The organism is Altererythrobacter sp. BO-6 (genome assembly GCF_011047315.1).
Taxonomy (GTDB): domain Bacteria; phylum Pseudomonadota; class Alphaproteobacteria; order Sphingomonadales; family Sphingomonadaceae; genus Erythrobacter.
Genome location: NZ_CP049259.1, coordinates 1,917,049 through 1,941,324, shown reverse-complemented (window position 1 = coordinate 1,941,324; position 24,276 = coordinate 1,917,049). Strand labels below are relative to the sequence as shown.

General features: G+C 63.1%; 24 protein-coding genes. 14 read left to right on the top strand and 10 right to left on the bottom strand.

The window, feature by feature from the left end:
• Window positions 1-7: 7 nt before the first annotated feature.
• A complete protein-coding gene (locus G6N82_RS09515) occupies window positions 8-799 on the top strand; it encodes a hypothetical protein (protein ID WP_165195917.1) in 792 nt (263 codons plus the stop codon).
• 43 nt (window positions 800-842) lie between these two features.
• Here the strand turns inward: G6N82_RS09515 and G6N82_RS09510 are convergent, their stop codons facing one another.
• The 3 genes from G6N82_RS09510 to G6N82_RS09500 are packed head-to-tail and all read right to left on the bottom strand — an operon-like array spanning window position 843 to window position 4,136.
• A complete protein-coding gene (locus G6N82_RS09510) occupies window positions 843-2,366 on the bottom strand; it encodes a PH domain-containing protein (RefSeq protein ID WP_165195915.1) in 1,524 nt (507 codons plus the stop codon).
• Window positions 2,363-2,920, bottom strand: a complete 558-nt coding sequence (locus G6N82_RS09505) for a PH domain-containing protein (RefSeq protein WP_165195913.1) — start codon at window positions 2,918-2,920, stop codon at window positions 2,363-2,365. The genes G6N82_RS09510 and G6N82_RS09505 overlap by 4 nt, the downstream gene beginning before the upstream one ends.
• Before the next feature lie 46 nt (window positions 2,921-2,966).
• Window positions 2,967-4,136: an acyl-CoA dehydrogenase family protein gene (locus G6N82_RS09500; protein ID WP_165195911.1), complete on the bottom strand. Its 1,170-nt coding sequence runs from the start codon at window positions 4,134-4,136 to the stop codon at window positions 2,967-2,969.
• Between the two features lie 144 nt (window positions 4,137-4,280).
• Between G6N82_RS09500 and G6N82_RS09495 the strand changes: the two genes are divergently transcribed.
• Window positions 4,281-4,928: a glutathione S-transferase family protein gene (locus tag G6N82_RS09495; RefSeq protein ID WP_165195909.1), complete on the top strand. Its 648-nt coding sequence runs from the start codon at window positions 4,281-4,283 to the stop codon at window positions 4,926-4,928.
• Window positions 4,928-5,695: an SDR family oxidoreductase gene (locus tag G6N82_RS09490; RefSeq protein WP_165195907.1), complete on the top strand. Its 768-nt coding sequence runs from the start codon at window positions 4,928-4,930 to the stop codon at window positions 5,693-5,695. Before G6N82_RS09495 ends, G6N82_RS09490 begins: the two co-directional genes overlap by 1 nt.
• Here G6N82_RS09490 and G6N82_RS09485 read toward each other — a convergent pair.
• Window positions 5,692-7,002, bottom strand: coding sequence for an MFS transporter (locus G6N82_RS09485; protein WP_165195905.1), 1,311 nt, complete (start codon window positions 7,000-7,002; stop codon window positions 5,692-5,694). The two genes, G6N82_RS09490 and G6N82_RS09485, sit on opposite strands and share 4 nt — an antisense overlap.
• Window positions 6,974-7,735, bottom strand: a complete 762-nt coding sequence (locus G6N82_RS09480; protein ID WP_165195903.1) for an SDR family oxidoreductase — start codon at window positions 7,733-7,735, stop codon at window positions 6,974-6,976. The genes G6N82_RS09485 and G6N82_RS09480 overlap by 29 nt, the downstream gene beginning before the upstream one ends.
• 145 nt (window positions 7,736-7,880) lie before the next feature.
• On the opposite strand from G6N82_RS09480, the gene G6N82_RS09475 reads away from it, so the two are divergent.
• From G6N82_RS09475 to G6N82_RS09460, 4 genes are all read left to right on the top strand, one after another.
• Complete coding sequence (locus G6N82_RS09475; RefSeq protein ID WP_241255062.1) at window positions 7,881-9,194, top strand: SRPBCC family protein; 1,314 nt, start codon at window positions 7,881-7,883, stop codon at window positions 9,192-9,194.
• Between the two features lie 184 nt (window positions 9,195-9,378).
• Window positions 9,379-11,898, top strand: a complete 2,520-nt coding sequence (locus G6N82_RS09470; RefSeq protein WP_165195901.1) for a TonB-dependent receptor — start codon at window positions 9,379-9,381, stop codon at window positions 11,896-11,898.
• 151 nt (window positions 11,899-12,049) lie between these two features.
• A complete protein-coding gene (locus tag G6N82_RS09465) occupies window positions 12,050-12,586 on the top strand; it encodes a Rieske (2Fe-2S) protein (protein ID WP_165195899.1) in 537 nt (178 codons plus the stop codon).
• Entirely contained in the window at window positions 12,537-13,280 is a 744-nt protein-coding gene (locus G6N82_RS09460; protein ID WP_165195897.1) for an SRPBCC family protein, read from the top strand. Before G6N82_RS09465 ends, G6N82_RS09460 begins: the two co-directional genes overlap by 50 nt.
• A 62-nt stretch (window positions 13,281-13,342) precedes the next feature.
• On the opposite strand, the gene G6N82_RS09455 is transcribed toward G6N82_RS09460, so the two are convergent.
• Window positions 13,343-14,290 (bottom strand): NmrA family NAD(P)-binding protein, encoded by a 948-nt coding sequence (locus G6N82_RS09455; protein ID WP_165195895.1) that lies wholly within the window; start codon window positions 14,288-14,290, stop codon window positions 13,343-13,345.
• A 52-nt stretch (window positions 14,291-14,342) separates the two neighbouring features.
• On the opposite strand from G6N82_RS09455, the gene G6N82_RS09450 reads away from it, so the two are divergent.
• Together G6N82_RS09450 and G6N82_RS09445 are read left to right on the top strand one after the other, a co-directional pair.
• Window positions 14,343-15,440, top strand: a complete 1,098-nt coding sequence (locus tag G6N82_RS09450) for an NADP-dependent oxidoreductase (RefSeq protein WP_346773726.1) — start codon at window positions 14,343-14,345, stop codon at window positions 15,438-15,440.
• A complete protein-coding gene (locus tag G6N82_RS09445; protein WP_165195891.1) occupies window positions 15,437-15,976 on the top strand; it encodes a nuclear transport factor 2 family protein in 540 nt (179 codons plus the stop codon). Before G6N82_RS09450 ends, G6N82_RS09445 begins: the two co-directional genes overlap by 4 nt.
• Here the strand turns inward: G6N82_RS09445 and G6N82_RS09440 are convergent.
• Window positions 15,973-16,392 (bottom strand): PaaI family thioesterase, encoded by a 420-nt coding sequence (locus G6N82_RS09440; protein WP_165195889.1) that lies wholly within the window; start codon window positions 16,390-16,392, stop codon window positions 15,973-15,975. The two genes, G6N82_RS09445 and G6N82_RS09440, sit on opposite strands and share 4 nt — an antisense overlap.
• A 105-nt stretch (window positions 16,393-16,497) precedes the next feature.
• Between G6N82_RS09440 and G6N82_RS09435 the strand changes: the two genes are divergently transcribed.
• The 3 genes from G6N82_RS09435 to G6N82_RS09425 are packed head-to-tail and all read left to right on the top strand — an operon-like array spanning window position 16,498 to window position 18,968.
• On the top strand, window positions 16,498-18,069 hold the full coding sequence (locus G6N82_RS09435) for a fatty acid--CoA ligase (protein WP_241255061.1): 1,572 nt from the start codon (window positions 16,498-16,500) through the stop codon (window positions 18,067-18,069).
• Window position 18,070: 1 nt separating this feature from the next.
• Window positions 18,071-18,601 carry a VOC family protein gene (locus G6N82_RS09430; RefSeq protein WP_165195885.1) on the top strand — a complete coding sequence of 177 codons (531 nt, stop codon included), beginning with the start codon at window positions 18,071-18,073 and terminating at the stop codon, window positions 18,599-18,601.
• A 10-nt stretch (window positions 18,602-18,611) separates the two neighbouring features.
• The gene (locus G6N82_RS09425; RefSeq protein WP_165195883.1) at window positions 18,612-18,968 is read left to right on the top strand and encodes a nuclear transport factor 2 family protein; all 357 of its coding nucleotides are present in this window, start codon (window positions 18,612-18,614) and stop codon (window positions 18,966-18,968) included.
• On the opposite strand, the gene G6N82_RS09420 is transcribed toward G6N82_RS09425, so the two are convergent.
• Window positions 18,969-19,481, bottom strand: a complete 513-nt coding sequence (locus G6N82_RS09420; protein ID WP_165195881.1) for a nuclear transport factor 2 family protein — start codon at window positions 19,479-19,481, stop codon at window positions 18,969-18,971.
• Window positions 19,482-19,570: 89 nt separating this feature from the next.
• On the opposite strand from G6N82_RS09420, the gene G6N82_RS09415 reads away from it, so the two are divergent.
• Window positions 19,571-20,836 (top strand): cytochrome P450, encoded by a 1,266-nt coding sequence (locus G6N82_RS09415; protein ID WP_165195879.1) that lies wholly within the window; start codon window positions 19,571-19,573, stop codon window positions 20,834-20,836.
• On the opposite strand, the gene G6N82_RS09410 is transcribed toward G6N82_RS09415, so the two are convergent.
• On the bottom strand, window positions 20,833-22,452 hold the full coding sequence (locus G6N82_RS09410; RefSeq protein WP_165198129.1) for an FAD-dependent oxidoreductase: 1,620 nt from the start codon (window positions 22,450-22,452) through the stop codon (window positions 20,833-20,835). The genes G6N82_RS09415 and G6N82_RS09410 overlap by 4 nt on opposite strands.
• A 105-nt stretch (window positions 22,453-22,557) precedes the next feature.
• Between G6N82_RS09410 and G6N82_RS09405 the strand changes: the two genes are divergently transcribed.
• Entirely contained in the window at window positions 22,558-23,334 is a 777-nt protein-coding gene (locus G6N82_RS09405; protein ID WP_165195877.1) for an SDR family NAD(P)-dependent oxidoreductase, read from the top strand.
• Window positions 23,335-23,344: 10 nt separating this feature from the next.
• On the opposite strand, the gene G6N82_RS09400 is transcribed toward G6N82_RS09405, so the two are convergent.
• Window positions 23,345-24,157, bottom strand: a complete 813-nt coding sequence (locus G6N82_RS09400) for an SDR family oxidoreductase (protein WP_165195875.1) — start codon at window positions 24,155-24,157, stop codon at window positions 23,345-23,347.
• Between the last annotated feature and the right edge of the window lie 119 nt (window positions 24,158-24,276).

Sequence of the window (24,276 nt, the reverse complement as noted above, 5' to 3'; positions counted from 1 at the left end):
GCAAAAGATGATTTCCAAAAAAGCGATTGCTTTTGCAGCCGGTGCAGCTTTGGGGGCGACACCGCTTGCGGCTAAGGGTGCCGGCGACCTCAGCGATCTCGTGGGCGCGCGGGCCGGACAAGCGGAAAACGCCGTGCAAAGCCGCGGCTTTACCTACATCACGGGCCACGAAGGCAAGCACAGCACCATGCACACCTATTGGTGGAATTCGCGTGACAAGGCCTGCGTGCACATCAAGACCAGCGACGGCCGATATGAATCGATCACCGACGCAACCAATGCCGATTGCCATCAGTCCGGCGGCGGCGGAGATGCCGCAGCTGCAGTGGGCGTCGTTGCCGGAGCGGTACTGTTGGGCGCGCTGTTGGGCGGCAACCACAAGAAGGGCCATCATGACGACGGCAATCACTACAGCAACGTCAATGACGAAGCGCACTACGAGCGTGGCTACCAGGACGGGCTGCACAACGTAGCCTATCATAACTACGATCGTTCTGACGCCTATTCGAGCGGCTATTCCAACGGCGTGGAGCAGCGCGAGATCAATACGAGGCACCATTCCGGGCGCGGCGGCTATGCGCAGATCGCGCAATACAATGACTTGGTCGGCCGTTCCGGCGAGAAAGCGCGCGAGATTTTGGGCGAGCGCGGCTTTACCCGCGTCGACCGCTTCGGCGATGACAACACGCGCTATTCGATCATGTGGCGCGCCCAGTCGCGCCAGTGCTTGCAGATGATCGTTGCCGACGGGCGAGTTTACGACATTCGCGACATCGGCCAGCATCCCAACTGCCGCTGATCGAGCGAATGGCCGGGGCTGGAAGGGCTATACATGCCCCCTTTCAGCCCTGGATTTGCGAATAATCCCGCGCCGCAATGCTGCCGAGGATGGCGCTGCGCAATTCGCGCGCCTGATCGGCCGGAATGCCCGCCATCGAAAAGCTGCCCCCGGCCAGCCCGAGGTGAAGCGTGGCATAGCCGCGCCGCTGGGCAATCGGGCCTTGCGAAATTTCCACCGAATGGAGCTTCACCCGCGAGGCGATTTGCGTGCGCGGCGAAAGCAGCCCGCGCCGGTTGAAGATATGCGTTGCTGACAGCGCGTGGCGATGAAACTGCCAGGAATAGAGGTTCGCCCCGGCAAAGAACGCGGCCAGCCCCAGCGGCACCAGCACGAATGGCAATGGCGCAAAGATCGCCACCGGGATTGCCAGCAGCGCGAAGAAGCCGCCTTCAATCAGCGCGGAATCGAACCGGTATTTGCGACTTAGGCGGTGCCAGTCGAGGCTGTCCGAGGGCGGCTCGAATTTTGCCGCACGGATGATCGGATCAATCTCGTCCAGCTGCGCGAAGGGCGCGACAACATGGCTCGACGAACCGGCATCCTGCGCCAGGCTGACGAACTTGAGCCCGTGCCAGCCAAAGCGGTAACGGACGAGGCCGGTGCCGATCTCCACCGCCTGAACGCGGTGGACCGGCATGACCACATCGGTCCGGGTGAACAGGCCGCGGCGGCGGCGGAAACCGCGGGCGGTCTTTTCCAGCACAAAGCCCCAGTCACGCAGGAAGGTGCGGGTCAGCCCCGTGATCGAACCCACCGCGAGTAGGGCAATGAACCCGGCCACCGCGCTGAGCACCTGCGCCATCGGCCCCAGCGCCGCCAGCTTGCCTTGCTGGCTCTCTGCCAGGTTGAGCCACAGCTTGGGGTCCCACAGCTCGATCCCCATGAAGGTTTCAGCATATTGGAACAGGCCGCCGATCACCGCGAACACCGCCAGCGAGAATTCGAACAGCCCGAATTTGACCAGCCGCGGTGTGTCCATCGCAAACAGCACATCGCCCGTTTCATCGTCGGCGGCTGCCCCAGCCTCTGTCGCACTTCCCGCTGCCGCGGCTTCGGCGTCATCGCGCTGTTCGCGAATCAGGCGGCGCAGGGCTTCGCCCTCGGCTTCGGTAAGATAAGCCAGCGTCAGGTCATCGGCGCCGCCGGCACCGGTCTCGAACTTGACTTCCACCAGCCCGAACAGGCGCGGCAGGAATTTCTGCTCGAGGCTCACGTCCTGGATCCGCTCGTAGGGCACCGAGCGGGCCGCACGGCTGACAATGCCGCTTTCGACGCGGATGTCTTCGGCGCCGGTGGTGTAGGTGCGGCGCAGCCAGTGAAGATAGGCCATGCCAAGGCTCACCAACGGGATGATCGCCACCACCACCAGCACGCCGCCAAGCTTTTCCAGATCTTCGCGGAAGGCAAAGCCGGCAATCAGCAGCGGGAACACCGTCTGGCGCAGGCTGGCAATTGCGTTGACCAGCAAGCCGATCGGCGCGGTGCGGCGCGGCTCGGCGGTGCGCGACAGGGCAGGCTCGCTCACAGCGCCTCGCGCTTGATATGGCTGCGGATTTCCTCACGCATGTCGCGCGCCAGCGTTTCGCCGAGTCCGGGCAGATTGACCGAGGCATTGTGCGTGCCCGCTGTATGTAGCGTCAGCGTCGCGATTCCGAAGAAGCGCTCGATCGGGCCCTGGTTGACGTCGATATGCTGGACCCGGCCGAACGGCACCACCGTATCGTGGCGGAACAGCAGCCCACGCACGACCCGCAGCCGGTCCGTGCTCATGGCATAGCCGCGCGCCGCGAACCGCCGCATCGGCAGCCGCAGGATCACCAGCAGCGCGATCAACGCGACCGGGCCGATGATCACCGCTTTGGGCAGCACTTCCGCGCTTTCCAGCACCAGCGCGCCGATAATGAACGGGATCGACGTCAGCGTCGCTTCCACCCGCAAGGCCGAACGGTAATTGGGGTGAAGCGGGGTCAGCTCCTGCTCGTCGCCATGGCCATCGACGACCGGGGTGGTCGCAGGCGCGGCGGCGGGCGTTGCAGGATGGGGAGCGGCGGGCGGCGAAGCCGGAGTGTGTTCGTCCATACCGTCTTACATGGGCAATACGGTGTTTTTCGTCAATCGTTTAGGGTCAGCGCCGCTGGTCGAACCGCCGCCCGATCATCGCCGCCGCGATATTGGTCTTCTGCACATCGGTGGTGCCGCCCGCGATCCCCCAGGCAAAACCGTCGCGCAGCCGCTGCTCCATGCCATAATCCTTGTGATAGCCGTAGCCGCCCATCACCTGGATCCCCATCGAAGCGACTTCGCGCACGATTTCGTTGGCGTAGCATTTGGCGAGCGAGCTTTCGTACACGGTTGGCAGGCCATCCGGCAGGTGTGCGGCATTGGCGGCAGCGCGGTGGATCAGCAGGCGCGCCGCATCCACCTTCATCGCCATTTCCGCCAGCTTGATCTGCACCGCCTGGAATTCGGCGATCGGCTTGCCGAAAGCCTGGCGTTCCTGGACGTAGGCGGTTGCCTGTTCCAGCGCGGCCGCCGCCACCCCCAGGCTCTGCGTGGCATTGCCGCAGCGCTCAAGCCCGAAAGCGCTCATCAGCCTGCCGAAACCGCCCGCGCTGACGATCACGTTTTCCTTGGATACCCGCACGTCCTCGATCGCGAAATCGGCGGTGGCGATGCCGCGAAAGCCCATCAGCTGTTCGCGCTTCCCGAACTGCATGCCCGGCGCATCGCGCTCCAGCAGAATCGCGCCGATGCCCTTGGCGCCCGGCTCGTCATTGTAGCGGCAATAGGTGACGTAATAGTCCGAATGGCCGCCGCCGCTGGTCCAGCGCTTGTAACCGTTGACGACGTAGTGATCGCCATCAGCCACGGCGCGGGTCTTGAGGTCGGTCAGCGCGGTGCCCGCGTCAGGTTCCGACATGGAAACCGCGACCACCTTCTCGCCCTTGATGACCTCGGGCAAAATGCGCGCTTTCATCTCCTCCGAACCGAACCGCTCGATCGTGCGGACCGGGCCGACCAGCGCTTCGAACACCGGGAAAGCGACAGCGTTCGAAATTTGCGCGAATTCCTCCAGCACCAGCAGCGCCTCGAGGTGACCCAGACCCAGCCCGCCGTACTCGACCGGCAGGTTGACGCCCAGGAAGCCCATCTCGCCATATTTGCGGATCATCTCGTGCGGGACGCAGTAGTCTTTTTCCTCCATGTCGCGCGCCAGTTCGGGCAATTCGGCGCGGGCGAATTTGCGCGCGGCATCCTGCAATTCGCGCTGTTCGTCGGTCAGGCGGAAATCCATCGGGGCAAAATCCTGTGGTTGATGTCGAACGCCGTCCCTAGCGCATCTTGAGGGCACTTTGCCTAGCGCATTTGTGAGGGTTGCAGCTGGCTCCGCCTGGCATAGGTTCGCGCCCAACCGCAAATCCCGCTCAGGAGACCCCGCATGACCAAGCTCCATTCCAGCCTAGGCCCCAATCCGCGCCTGGTGCGCATGTTCATGGTCGAAAAAGGCCTGAAAGAAGGGAGCGATTTCGAGCGCGTCCATTATGACATCATCGCCGGCGAAAACCGGCAAAGCGCCAGCCTGACCGGCAAGAACGAGCTGCAGACGCTGCCGGTGCTGGAACTCGACGATGGCACCTGCCTGACCGAAAGCTGGCCGATCTGCGAATTCATCGAGGAGATGCATCCGGAGCCGAACCTGTTCGGAGAGACACCAAAGGAACGCGCCGAAGTGCGCAAATGGGCGCGGCTGTTCGACCAGGAAGTGGTGGTGCCCATGACCATGGGCTTTCGCGCCACCAGCGGGCGCCCGATGTTCGAACCGCGCATGCCGGTGGTCAGCGCCGAAGCCGGCGCCGAACTGACCGCCATGTCCGATGCCAAATGGCGCTGGTTCGATCAGAAGCTGGGCAGCAGCAATCACCTGGCGCTGGGCCGCTTCACCTTCGCCGACCTGCTGATGTTTGCCTTTGCCAATTTCGGCTTCACGATCGGCTGGAAGCTGCCCGAGGGGACGGACAACCTCGCGCGCTTTGTCGCAACGCATAACCAGCGCGAATGTGCGGGCATCTGGCAACAGGCCGAATAATGCCGGACCTGTCCGGAAAGGCAGCGATCGTCACCGGCTGCGCCAGCGGGATCGGCGCGGCGACGGTGCGGCGATTGGTCGCCGATGGTGCGCAAGTGCTGGGGACCGATCTCAACGCTGAAGCCGGACAAGCGCTGTGCGACGAAGTCGGCGCGCAATTCTTGCAGCAGGATGTGGCTGACGAAGCGCGCTGGGAGGAAGTGGTGTCCGCAGCGGTCGAGACGTTTGGTCGGCTCGATATCCTGGTCAACAATGCCGGCACCGTTTCATCGCGATCGATCGGCGAAGTCGACATGGCGGCCTGGAGCCGTGTGATCGCCGTGAACCTGACCGGCACCATGCTGGGCTGCCGCGCGGCGATCGACGCGATGGTTGCGAATACTGGAGGTGCATCTGGCGCTATAATCAACATATCTTCGACTACAGCGATTACCCCGCTGCCCACCGATGTCGGCTATTCGGCGAGCAAGGCCGGCGTGCGCGCGCTCAGCAAGTCGGTCGCCACCTGGTACGCGCAGCAGGGCCATGCAATCCGCTGCAACACAGTGATCCCCGGCGCGACCGACACCGGAATTCTCGATGCGGCAGAACAGGTTACGCCGGGCCTCAAAGCCGCCGTCGCGGCCACTTCACCGATGAACCGGCTGGCCGATCCAGCCGAAACCGCCGCGGCGATCGCCTTTCTCGCCAGCGACGAATGCCCTTTCATGACCGGCGCGGACATGCTGATCGACGGCGGAGCGCTGAGCATCCATCCCGGCTTTTAGCTGTTGGCGATCTTCTCCAGATAGCCTGTCAGCCGCATCTGCCGTGCGGTCCAGGCGAAGATCGCCAGCGCCGCGATCCCCGCCGCCAAGCTGACATAAAGCACTGCATCGCCCAGCGCGGCATTGCCGCGGGTCGGCTCCAGCGTGTCGCTGAGCCAGCCGATCACGCCCAGGCCGAATGCCTGCCCAATGAGGTTGTTGAAGAACAAAGCGAAGGCCACCGCCATGCCGCGCTGCGAGGGTTCGACCGCCGACTGGATCCCCGACATGATCGGCGCCTGGCTGGCTACGTAGACACCATATGCGAGTGCGAAGAGGCCGAGGAACAGCGCAAAACTGCCCGCTTCGAAGGCAATCCACAGCGGCAGGATCGCACCCAGGCTGACAATACCCGGCAGCCACGCGCGCCAGCGCTCGTCATGCCGGGCCAGCCAGTCGGTCACGAAGCCGCCCATGATCGGCCCGGGGATGCCGCCAATCAGGAATGCAAGGCCCAAGTAAAGCGCGACATCGCCCACCGAAACGCCGAACAGGCGGATCATCGCCGGGGCCAGCCAGAAGGCCATGGCATAGCCGATCATGATCTGGACCGCCCAGCCGAAGGCCAGGCCAAGGAAAACCTTGTTGGCGAGCAGCGATCGCAGCGTTTCGCCCAGCGGCGCCTGCTCGATCCGCGCGCCTTTTGGGGCATAGCGCCCGCGCGGCGGCTCGCGCACGGTCAGGTAGAGAAATCCGCCGATCACGAAGCCGGGCAGCGCCATCAGGATAAAGGCCCAGCGCCAGCCGAATGCCTCGGCCAGCAATCCCCCGGCCATCAGCCCCGTCACCGTGCCCAAGGTCGAGCCCAGCGTCAGGAAGCCCATCGCCCGGGCCAGTTCGCGGCGCGGGAAGAAATCGGCCAGCATCGATTGCGAGGCGGGGCCGGAGCAGCCCTCGCCTACGCCAACCCCGGTGCGCGCGAAGAACAGCGACCAGAAGCCCACCGCCATGCCGCACAGAGCGGTCATCGCACTCCAGAAACTGATCGCGCCCGCCACGATATTCTTGCGCACCGAACGGTCGGCCAGCCGGGCGGCGGGAAAGCCAGCGACGATATAAGTGGCGGTAAAGGCCAGCCCGCCCAGCAGGCCCAGCTGGGTGTCGCTGAATTCGAACTCGGCCTTGATCTGTTCGAGCAGGATCGAAAAGACGAGCCGATCGGCCACGCTGAACAGCAGCGTGAAGATCAGCAGCGTCAGGACATACCAGCGATAGCGGCCGGGTGCCTCCTCCGCGCGTTCAGCGTTCGGGGCGGGCGAAGAGGCCATTGTCGATCGGAATTTCCACCCCTGTCAGGAAGCGCGAGGCATCTTCGGCGAGGAACAGCACGGCATTGGCAACATCCCTGGGTGCACCGAGCGATTCCTTTGGCAGCACGCCATCGGGGATCTCCATCAAGGCCTCCCCCGCACGGCCCGAAATGTCGCGCACCATCGGCGTTTCGATTCCGCCCGGCATCAGCACGTTGCAGCGAATGCCGTTGCCTTCGTCCTGGCAGAACATCGCAATCGACTTGGTCATCGATCGGATCGCGCCCTTGGCCGCAGTATAGGCCGGGATCGTGCCATATCCCATCAGCGACGCGGTGGAGGCCATGTTGATGATCGAACCGCCGCCCGATTTCGCCATCAGCGGAATGGCGTATTTGCAGCCCAGGAAAGTGCCTTCGACATGGATCGCCATGTGAAGGCGGAAGTGATCGAGCGAGCATTCGAGGATGTTCTCGAAGATGACATTGCCGGCATTGTTGACGAGGATATCGAGCCGCCCGTGGCGCTGCTCGACGGCGGCTATCACGTCCTGCCACTGGTCCTCCTGGGTCACATCGAGCGCATAGGCATCGCCATGCACCGCATGCGCAACTTCATGCGCCAGCTCGACCTCGCGGTCGGTCACGATCACATGCGCTCCTTCGCGCGCCAGCAGCTCGCAATCGGCCTTGCCCAGCCCCATCGCGCCGCCTGTAACCAGGGCGACCTTCCCTTCGACCCGTCCCGCCATCCTGCTCTCCCCATTGGCTGTTTTCTGGCTGCAGACTATCGGCGCAACGCGCGGGCACCACTGTCGAAAGCGCTGATACTTGCTCCAATTTGGCAGTCGCGCGCCATGGCCATCGCGCTAGTCTGGGCGGCAAGGGAGAGCGGCGATGATGGATCAGGCCGAGGTCGAGCGCTTGAAGGCGCTGATGGAATGGGAGGGGCGACGGACGGCCCCGCCTGAAGGTTTCCCCAAGCTGCCCGACATGCCCGCAGGCCGTTACACGTCGCCCGAGTATTTCGCGCTCGAACAGCAGCACATTTTCCGCAAGAGCTGGCTGTTCGCCGGCCACATCGACGAGATCCCTGAACCCGGCTGCTACATGCGCTGGCACAATGCCGGCGATCCGATCGTGATCGTGCACGGGATGGATGGCGTCGTACGCGCCTTCTACAACACCTGCCGCCATCGCGGCGCACCGGTAGTGACCGAGGATCGCGGCAAGTCTTCGCGCCTGATGTGCGGCTATCACAACTGGACCTACAAAACCGACGGTACGCTGGTGGGCGTACCCGAACGGCAGGATTTCCCGGAGGATTTCGACCTGAGCTGCCGCGGGCTGATCCCGGTGCGCTGCGAAATGCTGGGCAATGTCATCTTCGTCAATTTTGACGGGGATGCGATGCCGCTGAAGGAATGGATGGGTCCGGTCTGGAGCGAGTGGCAGGAATTCGCCTTCGACCGAATTCGCCTTGCCGCCAGGCACAGCTTCGAGCTCAACTGCAACTGGAAGGTGGCGATGGAGGCGAACATGGAAGTCTACCATGTGCCTTTCATCCACCCGAATACAGTGGCACCGCTGGTCGACAGCAAGCGCAATCTCAACACGATCTATCCCAATGGCCACGCGCGGATGGTGGCGCCCGCCCCGCCACAGACCGATCGGGCGCATGTCCGTGCGATCGACAGCCCGCCCGAATGGCAACAGATCGACAGCGTGGGCGAGCTGGGGCGCACCTGCACGCAAAGCTATACGCTGTTCCCCAACTGGGTTTCGCCGCTCTCGAACTATTTCGTGCCGCCGCTGGTGTTCTGGCCGACCTCGCTCACCACCACGCGGCTCGAGCTTGTCACCATGGCGCTCGATTGGGGTGACGGGCCGGCACCCGATCTGTGGACGGTGCCCGACGCCAGCCAGCCGAACGGGCGCCAGATGAGCCCGATCATCCTGGAAGACACGCAGTTCGGCGAAGCGATTCAGCAGTCGATGCAGAGCGCCGCGTTCAAGAGCGTGCCGCTGAGCTACCAGGAAGCGCGGATCTACAGCTTTCACCAGTCCTGTGACCGCATGATCGGGATCGACAACGTCCCGCCGGGATTGCGGGTCGAGCAGGTGCTGGGACAGGAATGGACCTGGCCCAACGATCCGCGCGTCGGGCAGATGGAGCGCGAATTGGCCGGCGGGCAGGAAGCTGCCGAATAACGCTACGGGATCAGGGCCTGTGGCGCGAATGCCTCACTGCCCGCAAGTGCCTATTCCTTTTGCCAAGTGTCTCGCCGCAGGGCGCACCATACAACTTCAATTGTACCCGAAGGCAGCGAAACCTTCGGGATTGGGGACGAATGGCACCGGCATTTAATTCCGGGCCTTTAGGGAGAGAGCGACCATGATCAAGCTTCATACTCGGAATCCGTCTTCCGCGCGCGCGGCACTGCTCGGCGGCGCGGCACTGTTTGCGATTGCAGGACTGCCTTCCGCGGCGCTGGCGCAAAGCAGCGATGCGGCAGCGGATGAAGAAGAGAATGCGATGCCGGTGATCCTGGTCCAGGCCCGCAAGCAGACGGAAACGCTGCAAGACGTCCCGGTCACGATCACCAGCGTTGGCGCCGATACGCTCGACAAATACAGCGTCGATGAAGTCTCGGACGTCGTCAGCCGCGTCCCGACCCTCAACATCCAGGTCGGCGGTTCGGGTTCGGGCGGCCAGATTTCGCTGCGCGGGGTTGGCTCGTCGAACATCTCCGCCTCGTTCGATTCCGCGGTCGCCTTCGACTATGATGGCGTGCAGGTTTCGACCATGCGCCTTGTCCAGGCGGCCTTTTTCGACACCGCCCAGATCGACGTGCTGAAGGGGCCACAATCGCTGTTCTTTGGCAAGAGCGCCTCAGCCGGTGTGTTCTCGATCCGCTCGCAGGATCCCACCAGCACTTGGGAAATCGGCGGCAAGGCGTCCTATGAGCTGGAAGAAGATGGCTGGCTGGTCGGCGGGTACATCTCGGGCCCGATTTCGGACACGTTGGGCATCCGCCTATCGGGGCAATTCAACGATATCAGCAAGTTCGTGGAGCTTCAGGACGGCACTCCGGCGGTCAACCAGGATCGCGGGCTCAAGAACCTCGTGGGCCGCATGACCCTGGCATGGGAGCCGGTCCCTGGCTTCGATGCCAACCTCAAGGTGCAATACGTCAAGAACGAGAATGACGGGGCGATTAGCCACTCGGATATCTATTGCGGCGCGAACGGTATCGCCGATCCAGTGGTGCTGCTCCAAGGTGCCCTGACTATTCCGGCGGGCTACGACTGTAATTTCAAGGACCAGAGGTACTTCCTGCCGGATACCGCACCTGCACTTGCGGTATCTGTTCCTCTGGCTACCGGCCCTACCAAGGCCGAAGGATACAATGGCGTTCCCTTTGGCGAGACCGAACTTTTGTTCGCACGGCTCAAGCTCGATTTCGAGCTGAATGACAATCTCACCTTTACGTCGGTGACCGGCTTCGTCGATCTCGATGCCACCGACGTCGACAACTACAGCTATGGCGGGGTCATCGGCACTGTACCATTCGGCGTGGGTACCAGCGATCCCCGCAATACGCTCAAGCAGTATTCGCAGGAATTGCGCTTCACGTCCGACTATGACGGTGCGATCAACTTCATGTTTGGCGGCTTCTATGAATGGCGCAAGTTCGTGTTCGACACCGCGCAGAACGGCGTGAACATTTCGCTGGTGTCACCCGATATCACGCTGCCTTTGCTCAGTGGTGGAGTTGCTCCGGGTACGGGTTACACGTTCGACTGGGACAAGAACCACACTACCAAGACCCAGGCCTATTCAGCCTTCGGCAGCGTGATCATCGACCTGACCGAGCAACTCGAGCTGTCAGGCGGCATCCGCTACACCAAGGAAACGAAGACGCAGACGATCAGTGTTCCCTATGTGCACAATCTGCTGGCCTACATTCCTGATCCGGGCGGTGCGACGGTCACTTTCCCCGGCGGCATAGTATCGCCGCTGTTCGTGCCCAGCCCCGCCTTCCTCCAGAGCGGGTTCTATTCGGGGCCGATCGACTTCAAGGACAGCAACTGGTCGCCCGAAGCCACCATCAAGTATGAAATCAATCCCGATTTCAACGTGTTCGCTTCGTTCAAGACCGGCTTCAAGTCAGGCGGGATCGACAACTCCGCCCTGCCATCGAACAGCCTGAGCCAGGCCGCGGCAAGCGGCGACTTTGGTTCGCTGATCTACAAGTCCGAAACCGCGATCGGCGGCGAAGTGGGCTTCAAGTCGCAGCTTAATGACCGCACACTTACGCTCAACGGTACCGCCTTCTATTACGTGTTCGACGACTTGCAGGTACAGGTGTTCGACGCTATCGCGGTTCAGTTCGAGACGTCCAACGCGGGCCAGGTGACCACCAAGGGCTTCGATCTTGGGTGGGGCTGGCGCACACCGGTCGACGGGCTCAACCTGTCAGGCAACATCGCCTGGCTCGATGCCAAGTTCAGCGACACCTACATCACCTTCCTTGGCGAAGACTTGGACGGTCGCGACGCACCGCGCGCACCGAACTGGTCGGGCAATATCGCCTTCGACTGGGGCGTGCCGATGGGTGATGCGCTGGAACTGACCCTGAGCGGCAACGCAGTCTACAGCGGCAGCTATTTCACCACGTCGACGTCGGTCAATGACTATGTCCAGCCGGACTACTTTGCCTTCGATGCTGCAGTCTCGGTGGGTGATCCGGATGGCAAGTGGAAGCTCTCGCTGATCGGCAACAATTTGACCGACAAGCTCTGGGTCGGCTCCGCCGGCGGGCGCCCGTTCCTGCCCGCAGGTGGCGACGACGTGATCCTGAGCACCAACCGCGGACGCCAGGTCTTCGTGGAGGCCAGCTTCAAGTTCTGACGATTGCTCTCACCGGGGGGTGACAGCGAGCGGGCGGGCCATCACGGTCCGCCCGTTTTCTTTGGCCCCCTATCCAAAAACGCGCATTGCTACGTGCGGCCCAAGCCAACATGATGCAGGCGACTGCCCAATCGCATGGAGGGAACCGGCAATGTCGCGCGAGCAATTGATCGCAATGACCCGCAACCTGGTGGCGCATGGCGCCGCCGACACGATGGAGTATGCCGACGAGGTCGTGCGGGTTCCGGCATCGGCCTATACCGACGAGGCGCTGTTCGAGCGCGAGAAGCAGCAGATCTTCCGCCGCCTGCCGCTGATGGTTGCGCCGAGTTGCGAAATCCCTGAGCCGGGCGACTACAAGGCGATGGATATCTGCGGCGTGCCGCTGCTGTTGACCCGCAAGAAGGACGGCACGGTTGGCGCCTTCCTCAACATGTGCAAGCATCGCGGCAATCCGCTAGCCGAAGGTACCGGCAATGCCACAAGGCTGATGTGCGGCTACCATGGCTGGACTTACAAGAATGATGGCCAGCTGGTGGGTGTCGCCAGCCCGCAGGATTTCGGGGCGATCGACAAGGCCGAGCTCTGCCTCACGCGCTTCCCGGCTTACGAAAGTGCCGGGCTGATCTGGGCCACACTTGATCCGGGAGTCGAAGCTCGACATTGCAGACTATCTGTGCGGCTATGACGAGCTGCTCAAGGCGTTCGAGTTCGACGGCTGGACACTGTTCAGCCAGCGTACGCTGGCCGGGCCGAACTGGAAGACGGCCTATGACGGCTATCTCGATTTCTATCACCTGCCGGTGCTGCATGCGAACACCTTCGGGGCGGACTTCTACAACCGCGCCAACTACTTCGCCTTCGGCCCGCACCAGCGGCTTTCGACCCCGTCGAAATTCGCGATCAAGGTGTCGGGCGAGGATGACCAGCAGCTTGACCTGACGACCCTGCCCGACGACGAGATCCCGCAGGAAGTATTGGTCCAGGGCGTGTGGACGATCTTCCCGCACATCTCGATTGCCAGCTTCTATGGCGGCGGGCAGCGCGGGGCGATGATCAGCCAGCTGTTCCCGGGCAAGACGGTGGGCGAAAGCTACACCACGCAATTCTATGTGATGGAGAACAAGCCCGAGACCGACGCCGATGTGAAATCGGCGCATGAGCAGTTCGATTTCCTCGAGATCGTTGTGCGCGATGAAGACTACAAGACCGGCAAGCGCCAGCACGAAGCGCTGCAGTCAGGCCTGCTGAAGGAGGTGCTGTTCGGGCGCAACGAGCGCGGTGGTCAGGTCTTCCACCAATGGGTGGAGCGCCTCACGAACGCGAGCGACGAGGAGCTGCTGGAGATCTTCGCGGCGGAACAGCGCGAAGCGGCGGAGTGAATTTCCTTCCCGCCCCAAACCCCTCCCGCATGCGGGAGGGGCGCTAGGCCGAGCAGGCTGATCTAACCGAACGCTGGCCGGAAGTTCGACTCGCCCCAATCCTGTTTCGGCGCCCATTCGGCCATTTCCTCAAGCTTGCCTTCCAGTTCGGGGAATCGCTCATAGACATGGTCCATGTCGACGGCGAAGGGCTTGGTCGGCGCGGTGTTGTTGTATTCGTAGAACGCCGCGATACCTGCAGCGAAGGGCTCGCGCATTTCCTCGGGCATATCGTCGCCCGCCGCGCGCACCAGGTAGTCGCCGAATTCCTGCGGGGTGCAGGGATCGTATTTGATCGGCTTGCCCAGCGTGTCGCTCAGCACCTGTGCCACTTCCTTGCCACGCATCCGCTTCGGCCCGCCGATATTGAGCCAGGCGCCTTCCATGTCGGGCCGTTCGAGGCTGGCGAGCATGAACTTGGCGACGTCATCGAGGCTGATCCAGTTGGCCTCAAGTTCAGGATTGTGCGGATAGACATAGCGCCCTTCGTTCACAATAAAGGGCCGCGCCCAATTGGTCAGCAGATTGTCCATGAACAGGACCGATCCGAACACTGTGCCTGGCGCGCCCGAGCGCCACAGCGCGTTGATCCCGGCGGTGTTGCCGGCATAGGTGTGGGCATCACCCGGCTTGTCAGGGATCCAGCTGGAGGTGTTCCAGACAACGCGCTTCACGCCCAGCTCCGCCGCCGCCTTGCCGACATCGCCGACCAGCACCGCGCGATCCGCGCGTGCCTGGAGCGGGTGCGTGTAGAAAATGTAGTCCGATCCCTCAAGCGCGGCGCGATAGGATGACGGATCGTAGAGGTCCATCGGGCGGACCTCGACCCGTTCGACCCCGTCGATCTTGGCCCCCGCGAAGGGCTCGGGCTGGCGCGAAATCGCGCGCACGTCATACCCTGCCGCTAAGGCTTGCCGAACCTGCGCCATCCCTTGCCGCCCCGACGCGCCGATAACCGTGATGAGTGCCATGGTGAGTCTCTCCCAATCTGTTTGTCGGGAGCCTAGGAAGTGCGGCGCGCCCATGCACCGCGCCAAAGTGATAGCCGCCAAGGGCCTAGCGAAAAGGCGCGTTGCCGCGGCGTCCGCGGCCGCTGACAAGCATGCCATGCAGAACCGTTTCTGGCGCATAGATGCGCGCCCCCAAGGCAATGATTTCAGCAGCGCACTGACGCTGGTAGAGGGCGTGGTCCCCGAACCGACCGATGGCCATATCGTCATTCGCAATGCCATGCTGTCGATGGATGCCGGCACGCGGATGTGGCTGACCGACCGGACCGACGGATACCAACCGCCGCTCGAAACCGGCACGCCGATGACGGGGCTGGTGATCGGGCGGGTCGTCGCCTCGCGCCACGCCGATTTCCCTGAGGGCACGCTGGTGCGCGCGTTCGGCCACTGGGCGGATTACAGCCATGTCGATCCGGTAATGACGGGTGCGGTAAAGCTCGACCCCGCAGTCGAGGACCTGCGCGCCTGGTTCGGTACGCTGGGCATGAACGGCTGGACCGCGCTGTGGGGCGTCGAGCAGACCGGGGCTGCGAAACAGGGCGAGACGGTGCTGGTTTCCGCCGCCGCCGGGGCAACCGGCATCCTTGCGGTGCAAATCGCCAAGCTGCTGGGTTGCAAGGCCTGGGGCATAGCTGGTGGCGAAGACAAATGCCGCTTCCTGACCGAGGAGATCGGGATCGACGGCGCCGTCGACTACAAATCGGGCGATGTCGGCGCGCAACTCGACGCGATCGGCGGGCCAGATACCGGAATCGACGTCTATTTCGACAATGTCGGCGGGCCGCTGCTTGATTCTGTGCTGACCCGCATGAACCATTACGGGCGGATCGCGGTATGCGGCCTCGTGTCCGATTACAGCTCTGGCACGCGCACCAGCCCGAAGGAGTTTGACCAGGTGCTGATGCGGCGCCTGAGGATCGAAGGCTTCTTCTCGCCCGACTTCATGGACCAGGGCGCGCGGCTGACGGCGCAGCTGAAGCAATGGGTGGATGCCGGGCAGCTGGCCATGCCCTATGATGTCACCCACGGCCTCGAGAACACGCTATCGGCCTATGCGAAATTGTTCACCGGGGCGAATGTGGGCAAGGTGATCGTGGAGCTAGACCAATGAACATGCGCCTGGAAGACCGCGAAGCGATCCGCGACGTCATCGCTGCCTATGCCCATGCGATCGACCGGCGGCGCTGGGACATGATGCCGCAGCTGTTCCATGCGGATGCCACTTTCAGCTTCGGCCCGATCGAAGGCGGTTGGCAGGGCTTCGTCGAACAGGCCAAGGCGATCATCGATCCCTGCTTGATCACGCAGCACCAGCTTGGCCAGGTCCAGTTCGGCTTTGACGGCGAGGATATCTGCCACACCGAAACATACATGACCGCGATGCATACGATCCCGCCGGGCTATCCCGCAATCGAGGTGTTCCCGGACAAAGGTACAGTCTATTCGGCAGTGATCGCCGGGCGCTATGTCGACCGGTTCGAGCGACGTTCGGGCGAATGGCGCATCGCCCACCGCAGCGGCATTTACGACTGGCGCGAGTTCCGCGAGCTCGAAGGCGTCGATCTGTCGCAACTGCCGGAAGGGGCGAGCGGCTTCCACGACGATCGCGATCCCTCGAGCCCTGTGACCAGTCGCTGGCGCGGCTAGTCGCGCCGCTTCACCGCAAACACCCCGCTCATCGTCGCGACCGGCTCGCCATCGCGCAGGATCTGCCCGCTGCAATAGGCGGTCCGTCCGCCCATGCGGTCAATCGACACGCGGCATTCGAGCCAGTCCCCCAGCTTGACCGGCCCAAGGAAATTGGTGGTGAGCGAAATGGTTGCGACGGCAGGATGCGCCCGCTCGGCATCGTAGACCGCATGGCTCAGCGCGACATCGGCCAGCGTCGTCAGCACGCCGCCATGCACCGCATCGCGATAATTGATGTGATGCGTCATGATGCGCAGGCCGACCGTTCTTGGCCCGACTGGTTCTGCGCGCAGGTAGTAAGGCCCGCCATGGTCGAGAAAGCCGGGCGAGAATCCGGCGGGTTCAAAGCCTGGCGGGGCGTCAATGGCACTCATGACCATCACTCTAGCCGAAGCCGGCCCCTGTGCCGCTATGAATTGTGCCAATGGCTTGGCCCGTGTCGCCGCCTATTGCTGCTCGGCATGGGAGAAAATGCGATCTTGGCGGCAGAATCATTCTGCGACATCGTGCGCGAACATGCGCGCGCGCAGGGCGGCATCACCGCCTTCACCTTCGGCGAAGAAGAGATCAGCTTCGCCGAGCTTGAAGCCGGCAGCAATCGCTGCGCCCGGGCGCTGACCTCGCTGGGCGTGAAGAAAGGTGACCGCGTCGCCTATCTCGGCAAGAACCACCCGCTCTATTTCGAAGTGCTGCTGGGCGCGGCCAAGATTGGCGCAGTGATGACTCCAGTGAACTGGCGCCTTGCCCCGCCCGAAGTCGCTTACATCATCGACAATTGCCAGGCCGAAGTCGTGTTCGTGGGCGAAGGTTTCGCCGACATAGTCCAGCAAGTCCGGGGTGAAACTCCGCGCGTGAAACATGTGATCGGCATCGATGCTCCCGATTGCAGCGGGCCTGACTATCGCAGCTGGCGGAGCGACTTTCCCGATGACCCGGTCGAGATCGCGGTCGGCCTCGATGACGACGCGCTGCAGCTCTACACCTCGGGCACCACCGGGCGCCCCAAGGGCGCGGTAATGACGCATGGCTCGATCCTGTCGAGCCGCGACCCTAAGCTGGCGGCGCAGATGCGCAAATGGCAGGAACCGATCGAAGGCGATGTCACCCTGTTGGCCATGCCTTGCTTCCACATCAGCGGCACCGGCACCGGGATCGGCACCATGGTCGCCGGCACCAATTCGATCGTGCTGCCCGAATATGATCCGACACAGGCACTGGACCTGATCGCGAATTACAACATCTCGAAGATCTTCCTCGTCCCCGCCGCGATCCAGATCCTGCTCAACCACCCGCGCGTGCACGAGACTGATTTCAGCCTCCTGAAATACATCACCTATGGCGCCTCGCCGATTCCGTTGGAGCTGATGAAGCGCGCGATGGAGGTGCTCGGCTGCGGCTTTGTGCAGATGTACGGAATGACCGAGACTAGCGGCACGATCGTCGCGCTCGATCCCGAAGACCACGTACCTGAAGGAAGCCCGCGCATGCGCTCGGTCGGCACGCCGCTGCCCGGTGTCGAGGTCAAGATCATCGATGAAGCGGGCAAGGAGGTGCCGACCGGCACCGTGGGCGAAATCGCCACGCGCTCGTCGAAGAACATGCGCGGTTACTGGAACAATCCCGAGGCCACGGCGGCAACGATCGATGCCGAAGGCTGGCTGCGCACCGGCGACGCCGGTTACCTCGACGAGGACGGCTATCTCTACATCCATGACCGGGTGAAGGACATGATCATCTCCGGCGGAGAGAACGTCTATCCTGCAGAGGTCGAGAACGCGATCTACGCCCACCCCAAGGTGGCCGATGTCGCGGTGATCGGCGTGCCGGACGAGAAATGGGGCGAGGCGGTCAAGGCCTGCGTGGTCGTGAAAGAGGGCGAGAGCTTGAGCGAAGCCGAAGTGATCGCCCACGCACGCCAGCATATTGCCGGCTACAAATGCCCCAAATCGGTCGACTTCATCGCCGCGCTGCCGCGCAACCCCAGCGGCAAGATCCTGCGGCGCGAGCTGCGCGCGCCCTATTGGGAAGGCAAGGATCGCGCGGTGAATTGAGATGGTGGTGGGCGGGCTTCCGGTGCGGCAGATCGCCTGGTTCGTACCCGACATCACCGCCGCTGCCCGGGCCCATCACGCCGTCTTTGGTTCGGGCCCCTATTTCGTTTTCGAACATGTGCCGCTGGCCTGGAGCGAGCATCGGGGCGTGCGGGTCACGCATGACCATTCCTCCGCCTATGGCCAATGGGGCGATGTCATGGTCGAATTCGTGACACAGCACGGCGATGACCCTAGCGCGTTTCGCGACATGTATCCCCACGGCAGCGCCCGGCATGGGCTGCATCACATGGCGCTGTGGGTTAACGATCTCGAGGCGGCAATCGCCCAATTCGCAGCGCGGGACATGCCGCTGGCGCAATTGTCCGAAACCCAAACCGGCACGCGCTATGCCTTCGTCGATGCCCGCGCCTCGCTCGGCCACATGCTCGAACTTTACGAACCGACCGACCAGTTGACCGGCTTCTACGCCATGGTGCGCGATGCCGCGCAAGGGTGGGACGGCCGCGATCCGATCCGCAAGCTCAATTAGGAGACGAAACATGCCAGGAGAGGCACAACGCGTGATCGAGCAGTTCTGGCGTATCCAGGACGAGGGCGACTACACCCGGCTCGCGCCGCTGTTCGCCGAGGATGCCGTGGTGGAAGACCCGGTGTGGGGCACACATGTGGGGCGCGAAGCGATCCTCGGTTTCATGACCACCATGGTCAAGGTAATGGGCGCGCGGCAGATCCATTTCACGGTCGACGAGATCTGCGGTGACGATCATGCCTGCTGGTCGCGCTGGACCATGCATTCGCCGGAAGGGTCGCGCGGCGGCTGCGGCATTTACAAGGTCGCGAATGGCCAGCTGACCTATTACCGCGACTATATGGACCCGGCAGGCGAGGAAGGCTGACTACATTGGCCGGTACAGCGGATGCCCGCTTGTGGCGATCTGCACAGTTGGCAGCGGGAAATCCGGGTTGGGCGTGAAATCCGGCTGGTTTGGCAACGGATGCTGCCAGTCTAACAGATAAGTGCGCGCCGAAATGCGCCACTCGTTGCCGCGCTTTTCCCATTCGTCGAGATAACGACCGCCATAGAGATTGCCCGCCAGCGCCCCATCCTCCTGCCGGCTGGCACCGGCAAAGATGCCGTAGCATTCGCTGCTCGCGGCTGTGGCTGAGCGGGATTTCACGATCAGCCCGCCGAGCATATGCCAGCGCCGGTCCGAATTCCGCTCGGTCTGCATCACAACCGGCAGGAATTCCGCTGCCTTGCCCTTGAAAAAGCCGTAATCGATGTCGGCATCGGGCCAATAGCAGCTCGCCTGTCCCTCGTCGTCGAGCCAGTCGAGCGTGCGGGCATAGCGCGCCACGACGTCTTCGATCTGCCTGCGATCGAGCAGTTCCTGCAGTGCTGTTTCCATTGGCGCTCTCCCCATTTCCGCGAGTTGCCGCTGTCGCACTATCCGCGCAGCCTGCGCCAAATCCCATCCGCATTTTCGGGAGGACGCGCATGGCGAGCAAAGTAGCGGTCAACCTCTTCGACGTGGAAACGCAGCAGTGCCCCTATGACGCCTATCGCCAGCTGCGCGACGAGGCGCCGGTCTACAATATTCCCGGCACAGACATGTACGTCGTGACCAGATACGATACCGTGCGCGAAGTCCTGCTGGACCCGCAGCGCTTCCCCAGTTCCGCCCCACAAGGCCGCTTTCGCGCTTCAGCGGCCGACATGGAGCGCGGCGCGATGGTGGCCAAGCGCTTCGAGGAAAGGGGCTGGCTCCCTGCGGCCACCCTCAACGGACGCGACGACCCCAATCACAAGCAGATGCGCGCGATGTTCAACGAAGCTTTCAAGCCCAGCCGTATCAAGGAGATCGACGGCAAGGTCGAGCATCTGGCCTATGAACTGATCGACGGCTTTATCGATCACGGCAAAAGCGAATGGGTGAGCCAGTTCTGCGTGCCGCTGCCGCTCTACATCATCGGCGAACAGATGGGCGCGAAAAAGGAGGACATCTGGCGGATCAAGAGCTGGACCGAGGCCTTTTTCCACCGCATCTCGTTCATGCTACCCGAAGACCGCCACATGGAAATGGTCGATAAGGAGATCGAGGCGCAGCACTATTTCCAGCCGATATTCGAGCGCCTGCGCCAGCAGCCCGATGACAGCCTGATCAGCGTGCTGGTGAACACAGTGATCGAGGAATGGGGCCGCCCGCTGACCGACAACGAGCTCCATGCCGAGATGATGGCGGACACCTTCGTTGGCGGCAGCGAGACCACCACCAATGCGCTGGCAGCGGGCATGAAGCTGCTTATCGAGAACAAGGATGTGTGGCACCAGCTCAAGTCCGATCCCGAGAAGTACATGCGCACTTTCGTTGAGGAAGTCGTGCGGCTGGAAAGCCCGGTGCAGAGCCTGATGCGCTTCGTGGCGGACGATACCGAACTGGAAGGCGTGACGATCCCCGGCGGCGCGATGATCAACGTGCGCTTCGCGGCTGCCAATCGCGACGAGCGGGCCTTCGAATGCCCGGAGAAGCTCGATCTCGAGCGACCCAAGGCGGGCAGCCATATGGGCTTCGGCTCAGGAACGCATCATTGCCTTGGCGCACCGCTCGCCCGGCGCGAACTGACCTGGGGCTTCACCGCTGTGGTCGACCGGTTCGAGGATATGTGGTTCGCAGCGGGCAAGAACGATTTCGCCTATCACCCGCATTTCCTGCTGCGCAGCCTCAAGCAGCTGCATATCGAGTTCGAGCCGAAGCGGCGCTAGGCGTTGGCCCGCGCGGCGCTTCGCCCAGCGATATAGCCGAATGTGAGCGCCGGGCCGAGCGTGCCGCCCGCACCCGCATAGATCCCGCCAGTGGGACATGCGATCACATTGCCCGCGCCATAGAGCCCCGCAATCGGTGCACCGTCATGGCCGAGGATACGCGCGGCCCCATCGGTGCGCGGGCCGCCATTGGTGCCCAAGAGCCCTATGCGGATTTCAACCGCATAGAAGGGCGCGCGGGCAATCGGGCCGAGCGTGACTGCGGTGCCCTCACGCGATCGGTCGCCATAGAAATGGTCATAGGCAGAGGTGCCGCGCTGGAAATCGGGATCATACCCGTCGTGCGCAAAACCGTTGAACCGCGCGACCGTAGCTTCGAGCGCTGCGCCTTCGATCCCGAGCTTGGCGGCCAGTTCCGGCAGGCTCTCGGCGCGCGTCACCCATTCCGGCACCGGCTGGCCGGGCAGGCGCGGCCCGATCGGGTAGCGCTCGACATAGTCCTCATCGAACACCAGCCAGGCGGGCAGGTTGAGATAGTCGTAGCTTTGCGGGTCGAAAGCGTGGAAAGCCCCAGCCAACGCCGAATAGTTCGCCGCTTCGTTGCAGAAACGTTGCCCCTTGCGGTTGACCAGGATCGAGTGCGGCACGGTCCGCTCGATCAGCACCGGCATGGCGCGCTGCTCGCCGCCAGGCCAGGGCATATCGGGAGTCACCAGCGTCGGCGCCCACCATGCCTGCGTCATATTGCCGAGCTTCGCCCCGCTCTGCATGGCCAGCGCCAGGCCATCGCCCTGCGCGGTGGGCGGGCTGGCTGGCGCATCCATCGGGCCGCGCAGGAAAGCCTGCCGCTTTTCCGCGTCCCATTCGAAGCCGCCGGTAGCGATGACGACGCCTTGCGCTGCGCGCAATTCGAATTTCTCGCCATCGCGGGCCCCTCTGATGCCAGTGATGCGCCCACCCTCGCGGATCAGTTCGCGTGTCTCCACGCCCAGCATCGGCTCGATCCCGCGTGTCAGGCAGGCCTTGAGCAGCCGCCCGACCATTGCCTGACCAAACCCGCGTTCATTGTTGGCAATGCGGCGCTGCATTTCTTCCGGTTCGACCACGCCGGTCCCGCCGCCCAGCGGCGTTTCGCGCAGCATCATCGGCTTCATTTCTTCGATCGCTGTGATCCGCGCAGCCCATTCGCCCAATTCGCCCAGCGCGAACAAATCATGGTCGAGTGCGCGGCCGCCTTCGGGTTTGGCGCCGGGACGATCGAGATAGTAATCGGGGTAGCCCTCAAGCAGCGACACGCTGAGCGCGCCAATGTTTTCGAGAAACTCCAGCGCTTCCGGCCCGCGATCGACAAAGGCCTCGATCGTATCATCGACCAGGTCGCCGTGGTCGAGCGCCTTGAAATAGGCCAGCGCTTCCTCGCGGCTGTCGCGCATCCCCGCAGCGCGCTGGCGCGGGTTGTCCGCTACCCAGATCACCCCGCCCGAAACCGCAGCGGTGCCGCCGATCCGGTCGAACCGTTCCACCAGCGCGACCTTCGCGCCTGCCTCATGCGCCGCCAGCGCCGCTGTCATTCCGGCTGCCCCGCATCCCAGCACGATCACATCGACCTGTTCCATTCCCGCAGTCATGGCGCGGCAGCGAAATGCGGCAACCCTTCATTTTGGCGAGGTGCAGACAAGACGCAGCCTCGCTAACGGTCACTCAAAGCTTGGGAGAGGCCAATGAAACTCGAAGGAAAAGTCGCAGCGATCACCGGCGGTACAGCAGGCTTAGGGCGCGGGATCGCGGAGGCATATCTGGCGGAAGGCGCCAAAGTCGCCTTGTTCGCCCGCAACCCGGACAAGGGCGCCAAGGTGCTGGAAGAGCTAGGGGCAGGCGACCGCGCGATCTTCGTCCCCGGCGACGTGATGGACCAGGGCGATGTCGAAGGCTTCATCGACCAGGTCGTTGACCACTTCGGTGCTATCGACATCCTCGTCAACAATGCCGGGGGCGCGGGCGATTTGCAGCCACTCGTCAACCTCAGCGACCAGGCCTTCGACGAAGCGATGAAATGGAATGTCTATTCGACTTTCTGGGCTTCGCGCCGCGCGCTCAAAACCATGATTGCCAACAAGTCCGGCCGGATCATCAACATGTCCTCGATGGAAGGGAAACACGGCAAGCCGGTGTTCACCGCCTATACCGCCGCCAAGCATGCGGTGATCGGCATGACCAAGTCACTGGCACGCGAAGTGGGCGAGCTGGGCATCACCGCCAATTGCATCTGCCCCGGCCTGGTCGTGACCGACATCATCAAGAACAACGGCCCCGCCACTGCCAAGGCGATGGGGATGGAGTTCGAGGAAATGATCGCGATGTTCGCCAGCGAAGCCGCGATCAAGCGCCCCAACACGGTCGAGGAAATCGCCGCAGTCGCGCTGCTGCTCGCCAGCAAGGAAGGCGGCGGGATCACCGGCGCTGCGATCAGTGTCGACGGGGGAACGGCGCAATATTAGCGCCGAATAGCTAACCTTCCTGCATTTTCGCCATCGCAGCACCCACAGCGGCTTCGATATCGACCGCTTGCGGGTTGCCGCGCAGCGTCAGCCCGCCATTCGGCTGGATGTTCTGACCTGTCACGAAGGCGCGGTCGCTGCACAGCCAGACGCAGGCTTCCGCCACGTCCTGGCTCGTGTTCAAGCGGCCCAGGGGATATTTCGGCAGGAACGCATCGACCAGCCCTGGCACCTTGAAGCTGTCCGATGTCATCGGGCTTTCAGTAAACGCGGGCGAAACCGTGTTCGCCTTGATGCCGTATTGCCCGAAATCGTTCGCCACGCAGCGAACGAGCGCCTCCGAACCGGTCTTGGTACCGATATAGGCGGCATGATTGTTGATCAGCGCCTTGGTGGTGGCTGAAGACAGCGAGATCAGCGAGCCTCCTTGCGGATCCTGCTGCTTCATCGTCTCGACAAAGGCTTGCAGGAAGTGGTGCACGCCCTTGAACTGCAGGTCGACGATCTGGTCGAGCTGGTCTTCCGTGGTCTCCAGCAGGTTCGCGAGTAGCCCCCACCCGCTGCAATTCACTGCCGCATCTACCCGGCCCATCTTTTCGGTGGCCGTCTTCGCCAGTGCCTGCACTTCGGCGCGATTGGTTATGTCGCACAGCGCATAATGCCCGCCAAGTTCCTCCGCGATCTCCTTCAGCGGGCCTTCCTTGCGCCCTGCCACCAGCACTTCGGCGCCCTCTGCCGCAAACAGCCGCGCGGTCACCTGGCCCATATTGTCCTTGCCCGCGGCACCCAGGATGACGGCTTTCTTACCTTCCAGCAGGCCCATCTCTCGCACTCCCTCTTGTCTGGTCTCGCCCCGTGTCTAGGCGCTTGCCGGAATTTGCGCCCTTCCCAAAAGTGTCCATTGAAGCGTGCGCCCATGCGGCTGATAGCCGCAGCATCAGA